We start from the raw sequence: 16191 nt of genomic DNA, 5'->3' as shown, positions 1-16191 counted from the left end.
TCGGGCGCAGCTCGCTGCGTACGGATTTCAGCTCGACGCACAGCATCCACGCATGCACTGGCAGCTACCCGCATGCCGGTCACGGCACCGCAGCATCGCCCGCACCGTCACCTCGCGCGCAGCCCCCTCGCCTCCAACGCATCACAGCCATCGCCGGCGGCCCCTGCCCGGCCGACCAGCGCAGTTGCGCGTGACCTGCGGCGCATGCGCGTCGATCGCCGCCGGCTGCCCGCAGGCGCTCAAGAAGTGGCGCCCGGGGTCGCTAGGTGCTTGAGCAAGTGCGTCCCTCGGCGCCGGAAGTGGATGGGTGGTCGGAACCTATAACCCTGGCATGGTGATGCTGTCGCTGGTGGTGGCCGTGCTGGCCTCCTATACCGCACTGCATCTGGCCGCACGTGTGACTGCCAGCCGTGGCGGCGATGCCGTGGCCTGGCTGATGGGCGGCGCGGTGGCGATGGGGATCGGCATCTGGTCGATGCACTTCGTCGGCATGCTGGCGTTTCGCCTGCCGATTCCGCTGGGCTACGACCTGGCGTTGACGACCTATTCGATGCTGGCGGCGATTCTGGCATCGGCATTCGCGCTGTGGCTGACCTCGCGGGCCGATCTGCCGTGGCCGCGGCTGGGCATGGGCGCGGTGCTGATGGGGCTGGGCATCGCGCTGATGCACTACATGGGCATGGGTGCGCTGCGCATGTCCCCGGCCATCAACTACGACCCGCTGCTGTTCGGGCTGTCCCTTGCCATCGCCATCGGCGCCTCGGCGGCGGCGTTGTGGATCGCCTTCCGGCTGCGCCACGACGGCCGCCGCTACAGCCTGCGCCTGATCGCGGCGATGATCATGGGCGTGGCGATCGTGGGCATGCATTACACCGGCATGGCGGCCGCGCAGTTCGCGCCCGGCAGCATCTGCGGCGCGGCCGCCGGTGCGCATCTGCCGCTGCCCTGGCTGGCCGCGGTGGTGGTGCTGGTCACGCTGGCGCTGCTGGCGCTGGCACTGGTGATCTCGGTGCTGTCGCGGCGCTTCCAGCAACGCACCGACGTGCTCGCGCGGTCGTTGGCGCAGGCCAATGCCGAGCTGGTGCTGGCCGCCCTGCACGACCCGCTCACCCGCCTGCCCAACCGCGTGCTGCTGCACGAGCACGTGCTGCAAAGCATCGACCGCGCCCAGCGTGACGGGCAACGCTTTGCGGTGATGCTGATCAACTTGGATGGATTCAAGGCCATCAACGACGGCTACGGCCACCAGTTCGGCGACCAGTTGCTGGTGGCGGTGGCCGGGCGCATGAGTGGGCACCGGCGCGCCCACGGCAGCCTGGCGCGGCTGGGTGCCGACGAGTTCGTGCTGGTGTCGGCCATCGCCGACCCCGAGGATGCCGCCGCCATCGCCGCGCATCTGCTGCAGGCGCTGGCGGTGCCGTTCCTGGTCGCCGACCAGGAATTGCGCCTCAGCAGCAGCGTCGGCATTGCGCTGTATCCGGAGGATGCCGGCAGCGAGCATCAGTTGATGATCCATGCCGATGCGGCGATGAGTCACGCCAAACAGGCCGGCCGCAACCGTTACAGCTTTTTCGAGCGCTCGATGACCGGCACCACCCGCGAGCGCCTGCAGCTGCTGCAGGATCTGCCGCGTGCGCTGGAACTGGGCCAGTTCGTCCTGCATTACCAGCCCAAGTATTGCGCTGACGATGGCCGCCCGGTCGGCGCCGAGGCGCTGCTCCGCTGGCAGCACCCCGAGCGCGGCCTGGTACCGCCGGACAGCTTCATCCCGCTGGCCGAACGCAGCGGCATGATCGGCCCGCTCGGCAGCTGGGTGCTGCAGCAGGCCTGCCGGCAGATGCGCGACTGGCGCGAGGCCGGACATGGGCACTGGCGGGTGGCGGTCAACCTGTCGGCCACGCAGCTGGCCTCGCCCAGCCTGCTGGACGAGGTGGCCACCACCCTAGCCGACTACGCGATCCCACCGGCCCAGCTCACCCTGGAAATCACCGAGAGCATGGCCATGCGCGATGCCGAGGCCTGCCTGCGCACGCTCGGCCAGCTCAATACGCTGGGCGTGCGCATCGCCATCGACGACTTCGGCACCGGTTATTCCAACCTGATGTACCTGCGCAAGCTGCCTGCGCACGAACTCAAGATCGACCGCAGCTTCGTGCAGGCCCTGGACAACGGCCCGGAAGACATCGCCATCGTCGCCGCGGTGGTGGCACTGGCGCACACCATGCGCCTGCAGGTGGTGGCCGAGGGCGTGGAGACCACCGCCCAACGCAACACGCTGGAGCGGCTGGGCTGCGACCAGCTGCAAGGCTATCTGCTGGGCCGGCCGATGGACGCCGAGCACTTCATCGCGGTGGTGGTCGCCCAACGCGACGGCCCAACTCGCCCGACCGGCTGAGCGCAGGCGTCAAAGCGACCGGCGCCCCGGCATCCACACGCAACGACCCGCCAGCAGCCCCCCGCAAAGCCGCTGCGTCCCGACTACCCAATCCCCAATCCCGATTCCCGATTCCCGGCCTCTCAAACTGGAACGCCACTTGCATGACACAGGGCTGACCAGTCACCGGCACCTCCATGTCCGAGTCCGAAGACGGCGGCGAACGCACAGAGCTTCCCACCGAAAAACGCCTGCGCGAAGCCCGCGAGCAGGGCAACATCCCGCAATCGCGCGAGTTGTCCACCGCCGCGGTGTTCGGTGCCGGCGTGTTCGCGCTGATGGCCCTGGCCCGCGGCATCGGCGATGGCGCCAGCGTCTGGATGAAGACCGCGCTCAGCCCGGACCCGAAGATGCGTGAAAACCCGATGGCGCTGTTCGGCCATTTCGGCGACCTGCTGCTGCAGCTGCTGTGGGTGATGCTGCCGCTGATCGGCATCTGCCTGGCCGCCGGCCTGGCCGGCCCGCTGTTGATGAGCGGGCTGCGCTTTTCCGGCAAGGCGATCATGCCCGACCTCAACAAGCTCAACCCGATGAACGGGATCAAGCGCATGTGGGGCAGCAACAGCCTGGCCGAGCTGGTCAAGTCGGTGCTGCGGCTGCTGTTCGTCGGCCTGGCCGCCAGCCTGTGCATCTCCAAGGGCCTGCACGGCCTGCGCTCGCTGGTCAACCAGCCGCTGGAACAGGCGGTGGGCAACGGCCTGGACTTCACCAAGAGCCTGCTGTTCTACACCGCCGGCGCGCTGGTGCTACTGGCCGCCATCGACGCGCCGTACCAGAAGTGGAACTGGCTGCGGAAGCTCAAGATGACCCGCGAAGAGATCAAGCGCGAGATGAAGGAAAGCGAGGGCAGCCCGGAGGTCAAGGGCCGCATCCGCCAGATGCAGATGCAGATGTCGCAGCGCCAGATGATGGAAGCGGTGCCCAAGGCCGACGTGGTGCTGATGAATCCGACCCACTACGCGGTGGCGCTCAAGTACGAGGGCGGCAAGATGCGCGCCCCGATCGTGGTGGCCAAGGGCGTGGACGAAATGGCCTTCCGCATCCGCGAAGCCTGCGAACAGCACCGCGTGGCGATCGTCACCGCCCCGCCTTTGGCACGCGCCTTGTATAGAGAAGCGCAAATCGGCAAGGAAATTCCCGTGAGACTCTATTCGGTCGTGGCCCAGGTGCTGTCCTACGTCTACCAGCTGCGTGGCTGGAACGGCGGCCCGATGCCGGAATTGCCGTCGCTGGACGTGGATGAGTTCGGCAAGGGAGCCAGCGCATGAGCGCCCAACCCGCCCCGATGAATGCCCGGCGCATCATGGAGTTGCTGCGCAACGGCCTGGGCGCGCCGCTGGCGCTGATGGCCATGCTGGCCATGCTGATGGTGCCGCTGGCCGCGCCGGTGCTGGATGCGCTGTTCACCTTCAACATCGCCATCTCGCTGATGGTGCTGCTGGCGGTCGTCTACGTGCAGCGCCCGCTGGAATTCACCATTTTCCCGATCGTGCTGCTGATGACCACGATGCTGCGGCTGGCGCTGAACGTCGCCTCCAGCCGCGTGATCCTGATCAACGGCCAGGACGGCCATGCCGCAGCCGGCAAGGTGATCGAGGCGTTCGGCCAGTTCGTGATCGGCGGCAACTATGCCGTGGGTATCGTGGTGTTCGCGATCCTGACCATCATCAACTTCGTGGTCATCACCAAGGGTGCCGGGCGCGTGTCGGAAGTGACCGCGCGCTTCATCCTGGACGCCATGCCCGGCAAGCAGATGGCCATCGACGCCGACCTCAACGCCGGTTTGCTGACGCGCGAGGAAGCCAAGGCCCGCCGCGAGGAAGTCCGCGAGGAAGCCGACTTCTACGGTGCGATGGACGGTGCCAACAAGTTCATCCGCGGCGACGCCATCGCCGCCATCCTGATCCTGTTCATCAACCTGGTCGGCGGCATGGCGGTGGGCATGTTCCAGCACGGCATGAGCTTTGTGGATGCCGCCTCCACCTACACCCTGCTGTCGATCGGCGACGGTTTGGTGGCGCAGCTGCCGGCCCTGCTGGTGTCGTCCTCGGTCGCCTTGCTGGTGACCCGCGCCTCGCGCGCGCAGGACATGCGCGGCGCCATGATCAGCCAGGTGTTCGGCCAGCACCGCGCCCTCGCGGTGGCCGCAGCGATCCTGGGCCTGGTCGGCCTGGTGCCGGGCATGCCCAACGTCGCGTTTTTGACGCTGGGCCTGATCCTGGGCGTGATCGCCTGGAAAATGTACAAGCGCAGCCTGGTCATCCCGCCGACCGGCGACCCCGCCACCGATCCCAAGGCCGCCGCCGCGGCCACTGCCGCCCAGGCCAGTTCGGAGCTGAGCTGGGACGAGCTGCGCCCGATCGACCCGCTGGGCCTGGAAGTGGGCTACCGGCTGATTCCGCTGGTTGACAAGAATCAGGGTGGCGAACTGATGGCGCGCATCAAGGGCGTGCGCCGCAAGCTCACCCAGGACATCGGCTTCCTGGTGCCGCCGGTGCATATCCGCGACAACCTGGAACTGTCGGCCAACGCCTACCGGTTGCTGGTGCACGGAGTGCCGGTGGCCACTGCGGAAATCTATCCCGATCGCGAACTGGCGCTGGACCCGGGCGGCGCGCTCGGCCAGCTCGACGGCATCCCCGGCAAGGACCCGGCGTTCGGCCTGGACGCCACCTGGATCCAGCCGCACCAACGCGCCTATGCCGAATCGATGGGCTACACCGTGGTCGACCCGGCCACCGTGGTCGCCACCCATCTGTCGCACCTGATCCGCGAACACGCCCCGGAACTGCTCGGCCACGAGGAAGTGCAGCAGCTGCTGGCGACCCTGGCCAAGACCGCGCCGAAGATGGTCGAAGACCTCACCCCGAAGGCGCTGCCGCTGTCGGTGGTGGTGCGCGTGCTGCAGAACCTGCTGATCGAGCGCATCCCGGTGCGCCAGCTGCGCAAGATCGTCGAAGCGCTGGTCGAGCACGCCCCGCACAGCCAGGACCCGACCACCCTCACCGCCGCGGTACGCACCTCGCTGGGCCGCTTCATCGTGCAGGAAATCGCCGGCATGTCGGCCGAGCTGCCGGTCTACACGCTGGCCCCGCAGCTGGAGCGCGTGCTGCAGGAGTCCACCCACGGCAACGGCGTGGCGCTGGAGCCCGGCCTAGCCGAGCGCCTGCACCAGAGCCTGGCCGACTGCGTCGGCAAGCAGGAAGCCCGCAACGAGCCGGCAGTGGTGCTGGTGCCCGGCCAGGTCCGCGCCGCCCTGGCCCGCCTGGTCCGCCACAGCGTCCCGTCCCTGTCGGTACTGGCCTACAGCGAAGTGCCCGAAGACAAGCGCCTGAAGCTGGTCGGCACGATCAGCTGAAACCGCCCCGCCGACCAACGCCCCCCGTGGGGGCGCACCCGGGCGCGACAGGCGTTACCGGCACACCCCGTCGCGCCCGGGTGCGCTCCTACGACAGGCCAGGCAATCCGACAACACACCACAGACGCTGACACCACTGTAGGAGCGCACCTGGGCGCGATTGGCTTTACCGGCACATCCCGTCGCGCCCGGGTGCGCTCCTACGACAGGCCAGGCAACCCGAGAACACGCCGCGGACGCCGACACCACCGTAGGAGCGCACCTGGGCGCGACAGGCTTTACCGGCACAGCCCGTCGCGCCCGGGTGCGCTCCTACGATAGGCCAGGCAATCCGACAACACGCCGCGGACGCCGACACCACCGTAGGAGCGCACCCACCAAGGTAGGAGCGCACCTGGGCGCGACAGGTTTTACCGGCACCGCCCGTCGCGCCCAGGTGCGCTCCTACGAACCTAACCACCACGTCGACCAGCGATGGCAGCAGGCCGGCAACCGACCAGCACACCCTGCGTCGGAAAGCCGCCACTGGTCCGGATCTCCAATCGATTGCACGGCGCTGGCCGTTTCCAGGCATTCCAAGCGGCCCAGGCACGACCTTCGGCCCGCCAGCGCATCCGCCCGCACGACGACGCCACTGCATCGCCGGCCCAGAAAAAAGTCAATCAATCCATCGACTTGAAGCCGTCGGACCCAGCCGGACACACAGCTCCCGCCCCGTCCTAACGCACCAACTCCCCGCGCCGGAACCCCGGCACCCCGTTTTGGCACGCCGCGTGCATTAGCTCTGCCGAGACCGCAGCCAGCGCCACCGCTGCGGGGCGAGAGCAGCACTTGGAACAACCGAACGGGACAGGCAACTCATGACGCTGGCAACACACCGACATTCATCGCGCACCCGTCCGGCGTCCGGCGGGTCCCGTTCCTGGAGGCACTTCGCATGAAAATCAAACGCTTCGTTGCCCCGGACATGCGCACCGCGTTCCGCATGGTGCGTGAAGAACACGGCCCGGACGCAGTGATCCTGTCCAATCGCCGCACCGCTGAAGGCATCGAGATCGTCGCTGCCAGCAACTACGACGAAGAACTCGTGCAGCGCGCCCTGGAAACCGCACGCTCCGAGACGCCGGCCGTTGCCGCCGCGCCGATCCCGGCACAGCAGGCCCCGGCCCCGCAAGCAGCAGCCGCACAGGTCCACGCACCGCTGAAGCCGGCCGCCGATGCCGGCACGAGCCAGCGCCAGCGCGTTGCCAGCGCCGCCGAAGACATGATCGCCGCGATGGCGCTGCGCCAGCCGGTCAACGTGCCGCGCCAGCCGCAGGTGCCCGCACCGGTGCGTAGCGCCGCCGTCCCCTCGCCCGCCGCCCAGGCCCTGGCCCACGCCGTTGCGGTGACCACCGCGCCGCGCCAGGAACACGCGCTGTCGGCCGTGCCGGAACAGCTGTTCGCCGATTTCCTGACCACCGCGCCGGTGCAGCGCGCCGCCGTGCAGGCTGCACCGGTGCAGGCCCCGACCCCGATCATGGCCGCCGCCGCTGCCCCCGTGCAGGCCGGCTACGACCAGGACGAGGACGCGCTGGACGACGACGCCGACTTCGACCTGGACGCGCTGCCGCAGATCCTGCCGCCGGCCGCATTGCCGCCGCTGGTGGTTGCCCCGCCGGCGCTGGCCGCGGTGCCGGTTGCCGCCGCCCCGGCGCCGCAGAACGATGAAGAACTCAAGCAGTTGCGTGGCGAGCTGGCGCTGATGCGGCAGATGATCGAGCGCGAAATGAACCGCCTCACCGACGAGCGCCTGCGTGGTTCGCCGGTGCGCGCGCAGGCCCTGGAACTGATGGACGACTACGGCTTCGACGCCGGCCTGATCCGCGACGTGGCACTGCAGATCCCGGCCGATACCGAATTGCACCGCGGCCGCGGGCTGATGCTGGGCCTGCTCTCCAAGCGCCTGCCGGTGGCCCCGGTCGACCCGCTGGAACGCGGCGGCGTGATCGCCCTGGTCGGCCCGACCGGCGCCGGCAAGACCACCACCATCGCCAAGCTCGCCCAGCGCTTTGCTGCCCAGCACGCCCCGCGCGACGTGGCCCTGGTCACCACCGACACCCAGCGCGTCGGCGGCCGCGAACAGCTGCACAGCTACGGCCGTCAGCTCGGCATCGCCGTGCACGAGGCCGACAGCGCCGAAAGCCTGCTGGAACTGCTCGAGCGCCTGCGCGACTACAAGCTGGTGCTGATCGACACCGCCGGCATGGGCCAGCGCGACCGCGCCCTGGCCGCCCAGCTGAACTGGCTGCGCGCCGCGCACCAGGTCACTTCGCTGCTGGTGCTGCCTGCCAACGCGCACTTTTCCGACCTCGACGAAGTCGTGCGCCGCTTCGCCCACGCCAAGCCCCAGGGCGTGGTGCTGACCAAACTTGACGAGACCGGCCGCTTCGGTAGTGCGCTGTCGGTCGTCGTCGATCACCAAATGCCCATCACCTGGGTGACTGACGGACAGCGGGTCCCCGACGACCTGCACCGCGCCAATGCCGCCAGTCTCGTTCTTCGCCTTGAAGATTTGCGGCGCGCTGCCGATAAGCCCTGTACTCCGGAGCACAACCATGCAGTCGCGTGAATACGCCAAGCTGACCAACGCCTTCCCCCTGTCGGCGACCCGTCCCGAGCCCCTGGGCCCGGTGCGCACCATTGCCGTGACCGGTGGCAAGGGCGGCGTGGGTAAAACCAACATCTCCGCCAACCTGGCCGTGGCGCTGGCCGACATGGGCAAGCGCACCCTGCTGCTGGACGCCGACCTGGGCCTGGCCAATCTGGACGTGGTGCTGGGCCTGTCGCCCAAGTACACCCTGGCCGACCTGATCGCCGGCCGCTGCACGCTGGACGAAGTGATCATCGAAGGCCCCGGCGGCGTGCTGGTGGTCCCGGCCGCGTCCGGCCGCCGCCACATGGCCGAACTGGCCCCGGCCCAGCACATCGGCCTGGTCAACGTGTTCTCCGAACTGGAGCGCGACCTGGACGTGATGGTCATCGACACCGCCGCCGGCATCACCGACAGCGTGCTGACCTTCTGCCAGGCCGCCCAGGACACCGTGGTGGTGGTCTGCGACGAGCCGGCCTCGATCACCGACGCCTACGCGCTGATCAAGGTGCTCTCGCGCGAACGCGGCGTGGACCGCCTGCAGATCATCGCCAACATGGTGCGCGACCCCAACGAGGGCCGCCTGCTGTACGACAAGCTGTCGCGGGTCTGCGAAAAATTCCTCGGCGACGTGTCGCTGAACTACCTCGGCCACGTGCCGCAGGACGACTGGTTGCGCCTGTCGGTGCAGCGCCAGCAGCCGGTCATCAAGGCCTACCCCGCCAGTCCGTCGGCGCAGGCCATTGCAGAAATCGCTCGCCGTACCTCGCGCTGGCAGGCCCCCACCGTGCCGCGCGGCAATGTCGAGTTCTTCGTCGAACGCATCATCCAACGGGGAGTGGCCGCATGAGCACCGCTACCGCAACCACGGCCAGCGCGCAGTACCGCGCCGTGCAGCGCAACAACGCCAACGACATCGTCACCCAGCACGCCGACCTGGTGCGCCGCATCGCCCACCATCTGGCCGCGCGCCTGCCGGCGAGCGTGGAAGTGGACGATCTGATCCAGGCCGGCATGATCGGCCTGATCGAAGCCTCGCGCAGTTACGACTCCGAACAGGGCGCCTCGTTCGAAACCTATGCCTCGATCCGCATCCGCGGCTCGATGATCGACGAGATCCGGCGGGGCGACTGGGTGCCGCGCTCGGTGCACCGCCGCGCACGCGACGCCGCCGCCGCCGTGCGCAAGATCGAACAGCACACCGGCCGCGCCGCCGCCGCCACCGAAGTGGCCGCCGCGATGGAGATGCCGCTGCCCGACTACCTGCGTCTGATGGAAGATGCCGCCCGCGGTCAGGTGCTGAGCCTGGAGTCGCGGATCGAGGATCACGGCGAGCTGGACACCACCGCCAAGGGCGGCCCCAATCCGCAGCAGATGATGGAGCGTGGCGAGTTCGGCCGCGAGCTGGGCAAGGCCATCGGCCAGTTGCCCGAGCGCGAGCAGCTGGTGCTATCGCTGTACTACGAACAGGAATTGAACCTGAAAGAAATCGGCGCCGTGCTCGGTGTCAGCGAATCGCGCGTCTGCCAGATCCATGGCCAGGCGGTGGTGCGTCTGCGCGGCCGCCTCAAGGTCTTCGAACTGGCCGATGCCGGTGTCGAAATTGACGAATGATTTTTTCGCGCATTTTTTAGTGTTAGGAGCTTGATGTGAACAAGAACATGCGGATTTTGATCGTGGACGACTTCTCGACGATGCGACGTATCGTCAAGAATCTGTTGGGCGATCTGGGCTTCACCAATACCGCAGAGGCCGAAGACGGCAACAGCGCATTGGCGGCGTTGCGGGCCGGCCCGTTCGATTTCGTGGTCACCGACTGGAACATGCCCGGCATGACCGGCATCGACCTGCTGCGCAACATCCGCGCCGACGCCAAGCTCAAGCACCTGCCGGTGATGATGGTGACCGCCGAAGCCAAGCGCGAGCAGATCATCGAAGCGGCCCAGTGCGGCGTGAACGGCTACATCATCAAGCCGTTCACCGCACAGACGCTGGAAGAGAAGCTGGGCAAGGTGTTCGAACGTCTGGCGGCGACCGCCTGATGAACGCCACCGTGGAAGCCGATGCCGAACGTGCCGCCCTGATCGAGCGCCTGCAGCACGCGCTCGATGCACTGGAAAGCGGTGACCAGGTCGCCTGGCGGCGCGAGGTGGACCACCTCGCCGCGCTGCGCACGCGCCCGATGATGCAGAGCCTGAGCCGGCTCGCGCGCGAACTCGGGCAGGCGCTGGGCGAGTTGCCCACCGTGCCCGAGGAAGCCGGCGAACTGGACGATGCCTGCTCGCGCCTGGACCACGTGGTGGAAATGACCGAGAAGGCCAGCCATCGCACGCTGGACCTGGTCGAGGAATGCCGCGAGCTGGCCAACCAGCTGCGCGACGGTGGCCTGAACCAGGACCAGGGCGCGCTGATGGACAAGATGCGCCATAACCTGACCGAGCTGTCGCTGGCGCAGAGCTACCAGGACCTGAGCGGCCAGATCATCCGTCGCGTGGCCGGGATCGTGCGGCGCGTGCACGAGGGCTTCGGTGCACTCGGCCTGCCGCCGAAGAATCCCGAGCCGAAGAAAGACGACGGCGGTCTTGCCGGTCCTGCAGTCAAGGGCCTGGACCGTCACGCGGTGTCGCAGGACGACGCCGACGACCTGCTGTCCGGATTGGGGCTGTAACCATGAGTGCTGTTCCAGACGATATTGCTGCCGATTTCATTGTCGAGGCCCAGGAGATCCTGGATCGCCTCGGCGAACAGCTGGTGTCGCTGGAACAGGCACCGGACGAAGCCGACCAGCTCAACGCGGTGTTCCGCGGCTTCCACACGCTCAAGGGCGGCGCCGGCTTCCTGGCGATCAAGCCGATGGTCGAGCTCTGCCACGCCGCCGAGGAAACCCTGGGCATGGCGCGCTCCGGCCAGGCGGTGTTGCAGGCGCATCACTTCGATGCCGCGCAGCAGTCGCTGGATTATCTGCAGGCCATGCTGGATGCGATGGGCTCGGGCGAAACCGTGCCGCACGCGCCGGCCTCGCTGATTGCGCAGTTCGATGCCAAGAGCGGCCCGCCGGCGGTCAAGGCCGCGCCCAAGGCCGCTGCCGCAGCACCCGCACACGATGACGCACACGGCGCTGCTGCGCCTGGCGCCAAGGCCGCGCCCAAGGCGGCGGCCAAGGCGGCCGACGCCGAGCAGACCGTGCGCGTGGACACCAAGCGCCTGGACGCCATCGTCAACCTGATCGGCGAACTGGTGCTGTCGCGCAACCGTCTCAAGACCCTGCGTACCCGGCTGCGCGACGAAGAGCTCGACCGCGCGGTCAGCACCCTGGACATCGCCACCGCGCGCCTGCAGACCGCGGTCATGCGCACCCGCATGCAACCGGTGAGCAAGGTATTCGCACGCTTCCCCAAGGTGGCCCGCGATGTCGCGCGCACGCTGTCCAAGGAAGTGGAACTGGAACTGATCGGCGCCGAGACGGAACTGGACCGCAACCTGGTCGAGGCCCTGGCCGACCCGCTGGTGCACCTGGTGCGCAACGCGATCGACCACGGCATCGAATCGCCGGCCCTGCGCGAAGCCACCGGCAAGCCGCGCAGTGGCCATGTGCGCCTGTCCGCGCAGCAGGAAGGCGACTACGTCAGCATCGAGATCCAGGACGACGGCGCCGGCATCGACCCCGAACGCCTGCGCGAGATCGCCCGCAACAAGGGCCTGATCGATGCCGAAGCCGCCGCCCGCCTGAGCACCGACGAGTGCCTGCACCTGATCTTCATGCCGGGCTTTTCGACCAAGGCCGAAGTCACCGACATCTCCGGCCGCGGCGTGGGCATGGACGTGGTGCAATCGCGCATCCGCGAACTCAGCGGACAGATCCAGATCCAGTCCGAACTGGGCCGCGGCAGCCGCTTCATGATCCGCGTGCCGCTGACCCTGGCCATCCTGCCGACCCTGCTGGTGCAGGCCGGCGAAGCGGTCTATGCCTTGCCACTGGCGCGCGTGGTCGAGGTGCTGCACGCACCGCAGACCTCGCTGGGCTGGTTCGACGGCCGCGCCGTGCTGGACCGCCGCTCGCACACCCTGCCGCTGATCGACCTGCGCCGCTGGCTGGGCGTGCCTGCCGAACAACCGCCGCTACTGACCGTGGTGCTGCTGCAGGCCGGCGAAACCCGCTTCGGCCTGGTGGTGGACCAGGTGCGCGGCCGCGAGGAAGTGGTGATCAAGCCCCTGCCCCGCGCCCTGCGCGGCCTGCCCGGCTACGCCGGCGCCACCCTGATCGGCGACGGCCGCATGGCGCTGATCCTGGATGTGGATGGGCTGCGTTCCAGCGATCATTGAGGTTGGGGATTCGGGATTCGGGATTCGGGAATCGGGAATCGGGAATCGGGAATCGGGAATCGTCAAGACGATCCTGGTTGCCTGATCTAATGACAACGGCCGCGTACTGCGGCCGTTGTCGTTTCACTACCAGCATCGCTGTTGATCTATGTCGCTGCGCGCGCAGGCATGGGCGCGACGGTTTGGCGACGGTCAGGCTGCCGTGGAAGTGAACCTGGAACCGTTATTTCCCATCCAGCTAATATTTAAGCATCTTAAACCAGCCCGGGTTTTAGAAAAACGGGGGAACATGCGAGCCAGCTGGCGCAAGCATCCCAAGCGCGATATCGTCAACTCCAAAACTCGATGTTTTGTTGATAAACGCGATTGCGGCGACGCGCGTGTCGGCGTTGAAGCCCATGAAGCTACGAACGCCGCCGCCATTTCCATTGCTCCAAGCTATGCTCTGGCCATCCGGGTGGACCTTCCGCCAGCCGATACCCATTCTGGTATCGGTATTATCGCCGGGCCTATCTACGGTCAGCATCATTGAAGCCGCCCGCGAGAGGGGACCGCTTTCTTTGTTTGTCCAAAGTGTCATGAATTTCGACAGGTCCTTTACCGTCGAAAAAAGGCCGCCTGCCGGCGCTAACGCACCAAATTCCCAGGGTTGAGCCGAGTGGAAGTCCGCATCGTAACCCCCAATTTCCCGGCGCTGCATCTCCGTTGACGGAGCAAGCGTAGTCTCGTCCATACGAAGCGGCTCAAGAATGCGAGCCCGCAAGAGGTCAGCATAGGTTTTGCCAAGGCGCTGTGACAACGCGTAACCCAATAATGCGTAGTCAAAATTCGAGTATTCAAAACTCGACCCCGGTAAGCGCGTGAGACGAACACGACCTAAATCAGCACAAAGATCGCTCTCGGTGTAGCCGGCGTAGGGGTTGTCTTGACTGAGGCCGGTGCGACTGAATGGCCGAAGTGGTAGCCCACTCGTATGAGTGGCTAAATCGAGAAGCGTGATCTCATTCCCGTCGAAGGTGGCGGGAGGAACTGCAATGTACATTGATAGCGGATCGGCGAGATTCACTTCACCCCGCTGAACGCAATCAGCAAGTAGTAGTGCCGTGAATATCTTGGTTAGCGAGGCGATCTGAAATACTGACCGATCATTCGGCTGTTGGAGTTTACCTAGGCCAACCGTTCCGTAGTGGAAGGTCTTCAATTCGCCTGCACGTACCACCCCCAATACGGCCCCGGTGCCCTGCTTTTCCTCGGCTACGCGACGGCGAAGGGCCGAGGACACGCTATCAGCTTCAATTCCGGGTTTGGCAAAGCTACGCATCGGCAGCGCCATGGATAATGCCGCAGCCAAAACAGTGCGGCGTTTAATTGAGGCGACCATTTTTACTCCTTACTCCAACATCAGCGTTTGAGCCATGCAGAGGTTATCACCCTATTCGGACGGATGCTTCCTGTCCGCATACGCGACGTTGTATGGTGTCGCCACCTCGCAATACAGAAATCTCTCGCCGGTTTGGTGATACGGCTAAGCGGCGGGAATCGCTTTAGCTGCTTCGAAACCAGCCTTTCCGCATTTCACCAGTCCCGGCCATTCAACAATGGCAGCTATTTGTCGAATAACGGGTCCAAACCTCGGGGTCAGGTTGACTTCCTTAAGTGAATCTGACCCCGTTCTTTTGAAGTGGGCGACGGCCAGGCTGCCGTGGAAGTGAACCTGGAACCGTTATCTGCCTTGGCTTAACGAATGTAGATCCATTCAACGCAGTGGTGCTCCACCCGCTCTTGCGGCGCATCGGCCTCGCCTCGTGGAAACACCTCCACGCGCATGCCTGGCCGGCTGAAGAAGTCACTCATCCATCGCCCGTCTTCCACCATGTTGCGTTGACGTACAAACCCGTTGTTTTCCAGCTTCTTGGTAAACGTATCGAAATCGATCCCGCAGATCTCCGTCATGGACGGGGAAGCACCCGCTTGCGCTGGAATAAAAGTGAACTCGAACCAACGCCCCGCAGTAGGCGTCTGGTCCATGCCAAAGCTGTAACCCCACTCACTGGTAAGCGGAGCACTGGCGCCATAACGCTTGGGATCAGCTGCCGCACGCGTCACCGGAACCCCCATTTTGGACTGCAGGTAGCCAGGTGTCAGATCGTCCAGTCGGTGAATTGCTTGAATCAATGCAAGCATGCGGGTGAGCGCATCCTCTGCCGTTCGTATTGGCCTACTGGGTTCACTGCCAGCGGGAGTGGCTGCGGATTCGGATGAGGAACGCATGGCAGATGTCTCCGTGACGGTTGCCGGAGCTGCGCCGCCCGCCGCGTGGGCGCAAGCTCCCAGAGCCAGGGTGGCGAGCAAGGCGTAGAGGGGGCGCGCGATCATGAAGCGTCCGTAGTGCGCTGGTGTGGCTGCGACGCTAGTGGCATGCGGCACTGAGGTCAATCGCAGGTCTCTGTCACCCGCACCATCATCGTCGCACGCTGCGCGCCTTGGCCGGCACCTCCACCGGCGGTAACACCTCCATCAGCAGCTGCCCTTCACTGGCGGTGATGCGCAGCTTGGTGCCGATGGCAAAGCCCAGTTGTTCCAGCCATAGGCCGCTGAGGCGGACATGGGGCACGTGCTGGTCGCCGGCATGGTCGTGGGCGCCGGGGTAATGGGTGTAGCTGACGGTGCATTGGCGCGGGCGGCGGGCGCGGCGGGGTGCGCGTAGCGTGCCGGGCCCTTGCGGGGAGGCGTCCGGGTCGGGCGGCAGCATCGGCGGCAGCTTGGTGCGGTCGGGTTCCACAACGACCCACTGCACTCGCTTGGGCGGTGTGGAACGCGCACGTGTGCGGGTGGGCCGTGCGCTGGCAGATGCCGTGGGTGGGCGGCGGCGTGTCATGGCGCCTCCGGGTGATGGCGGGTGATGGTTGCAGCGACGTACTGCTGCAATGGCACAGCCCTGCGTGCCGACAGGCGGCGCGAGGTGTACGGCAATACACCGAGCTGGCGACTCAGCGGATGCGCAGTATGGTCACTCGCCTGCTCAATACCTGTGCTTGCGTCGAGCCTGCGCAGCACATCGCCCATATCCCACCGCAGGCGGTGAGCGGAAGCTGGCAACAGATCAACCGGCACAGATGCCGGCATGGATGGTGCGGTAGACATGGCAACGCCCTCCTGGAACAACCCAAGAACCGCCGCCAACGGCGACGGGATGTCGGGAGGTTCGAAACCGCTAAGAGCCGGCGGGCGTATTCCCCTTGCGGGTGTTGTATTAGCCGCCCTCCCGACGCAGGCATCGCATCGGCTTGTACCTGCAGGATGCAGGCACAAAAAACCCACCGGTTTGACGGAGGTGGGTACCGCTCTTAGAGGAGTTTCGACGCTCCTTGGGCCTAGATTGCAAGTACACGGTCTGGCGTGTCAATACACGCTGGCGGGTCTCGCGCGGATGTGTGCGCCGCT

Annotated in this window: 13 protein-coding genes; 9 read left to right on the top strand and 4 right to left on the bottom strand. The window is 66.5% G+C overall.

Annotated features, from left to right (window positions below):
- The first annotated feature begins 307 nt into the window (after positions 1 to 307).
- The 9 genes from ABQY64_RS09855 to ABQY64_RS09815 all read left to right on the top strand — a co-directional run bounded on the left by ABQY64_RS09855 (position 308) and on the right by ABQY64_RS09815 (position 12747).
- A complete protein-coding gene (locus tag ABQY64_RS09855; RefSeq protein ID WP_349780460.1) occupies positions 308 to 2395 on the top strand; it encodes an EAL domain-containing protein in 2088 nt (695 codons plus the stop codon).
- Between the two features lie 176 nt (positions 2396 to 2571).
- Positions 2572 to 3702, top strand: a complete 1131-nt coding sequence (gene flhB, locus ABQY64_RS09850) for a flagellar biosynthesis protein FlhB (RefSeq protein ID WP_024937670.1) — start codon at positions 2572 to 2574, stop codon at positions 3700 to 3702.
- Between the two features lie 17 nt (positions 3703 to 3719).
- Complete coding sequence (gene flhA / locus ABQY64_RS09845; RefSeq protein WP_024937671.1) at positions 3720 to 5792, top strand: flagellar biosynthesis protein FlhA; 2073 nt, start codon at positions 3720 to 3722, stop codon at positions 5790 to 5792.
- A 937-nt stretch (positions 5793 to 6729) separates the two neighbouring features.
- A complete protein-coding gene (gene flhF / locus ABQY64_RS09840; protein WP_349780726.1) occupies positions 6730 to 8403 on the top strand; it encodes a flagellar biosynthesis protein FlhF in 1674 nt (557 codons plus the stop codon).
- Positions 8390 to 9274 (top strand): MinD/ParA family protein, encoded by an 885-nt coding sequence (locus ABQY64_RS09835; RefSeq protein WP_010374294.1) that lies wholly within the window; start codon positions 8390 to 8392, stop codon positions 9272 to 9274. Before flhF ends, ABQY64_RS09835 begins: the two co-directional genes overlap by 14 nt.
- On the top strand, positions 9271 to 10038 hold the full coding sequence (locus ABQY64_RS09830) for an RNA polymerase sigma factor FliA (protein WP_024937674.1): 768 nt from the start codon (positions 9271 to 9273) through the stop codon (positions 10036 to 10038). Before ABQY64_RS09835 ends, ABQY64_RS09830 begins: the two co-directional genes overlap by 4 nt.
- Positions 10039 to 10073: 35 nt before the next feature.
- A complete protein-coding gene (gene cheY / locus ABQY64_RS09825) occupies positions 10074 to 10466 on the top strand; it encodes a chemotaxis response regulator CheY (protein WP_002813536.1) in 393 nt (130 codons plus the stop codon).
- Positions 10466 to 11092, top strand: a complete 627-nt coding sequence (locus tag ABQY64_RS09820; RefSeq protein WP_016904946.1) for a protein phosphatase CheZ — start codon at positions 10466 to 10468, stop codon at positions 11090 to 11092. The genes cheY and ABQY64_RS09820 overlap by 1 nt, the downstream gene beginning before the upstream one ends.
- A gap of 2 nt (positions 11093 to 11094) precedes the next feature.
- Entirely contained in the window at positions 11095 to 12747 is a 1653-nt protein-coding gene (locus ABQY64_RS09815; RefSeq protein ID WP_016904945.1) for a chemotaxis protein CheA, read from the top strand.
- A gap of 271 nt (positions 12748 to 13018) precedes the next feature.
- Here ABQY64_RS09815 and ABQY64_RS09810 read toward each other — a convergent pair whose 3' ends face one another.
- From ABQY64_RS09810 to ABQY64_RS09795, 4 genes are all read right to left on the bottom strand, one after another.
- Positions 13019 to 14128 (bottom strand): serine hydrolase domain-containing protein, encoded by a 1110-nt coding sequence (locus ABQY64_RS09810; RefSeq protein WP_349780725.1) that lies wholly within the window; start codon positions 14126 to 14128, stop codon positions 13019 to 13021.
- A 356-nt stretch (positions 14129 to 14484) separates the two neighbouring features.
- Positions 14485 to 15123 (bottom strand): hypothetical protein, encoded by a 639-nt coding sequence (locus tag ABQY64_RS09805; RefSeq protein ID WP_349780724.1) that lies wholly within the window; start codon positions 15121 to 15123, stop codon positions 14485 to 14487.
- 85 nt (positions 15124 to 15208) lie between these two features.
- Positions 15209 to 15625, bottom strand: a complete 417-nt coding sequence (locus tag ABQY64_RS09800) for a SymE family type I addiction module toxin (RefSeq protein WP_349780723.1) — start codon at positions 15623 to 15625, stop codon at positions 15209 to 15211.
- A complete protein-coding gene (locus ABQY64_RS09795) occupies positions 15622 to 15891 on the bottom strand; it encodes a hypothetical protein (protein ID WP_349780722.1) in 270 nt (89 codons plus the stop codon). The genes ABQY64_RS09800 and ABQY64_RS09795 overlap by 4 nt, the downstream gene beginning before the upstream one ends.
- Between the last annotated feature and the right edge of the window lie 300 nt (positions 15892 to 16191).

The organism is Xanthomonas sp. WHRI 7065 (genome assembly GCF_040203115.2).
In the GTDB taxonomy this organism is placed as follows: Bacteria; Pseudomonadota; Gammaproteobacteria; order Xanthomonadales; family Xanthomonadaceae; genus Xanthomonas; species Xanthomonas arboricola.
The sequence above is the reverse complement of the archived record's forward strand: the minus strand, read 5'-3'. Positions and strand labels throughout refer to the sequence as shown.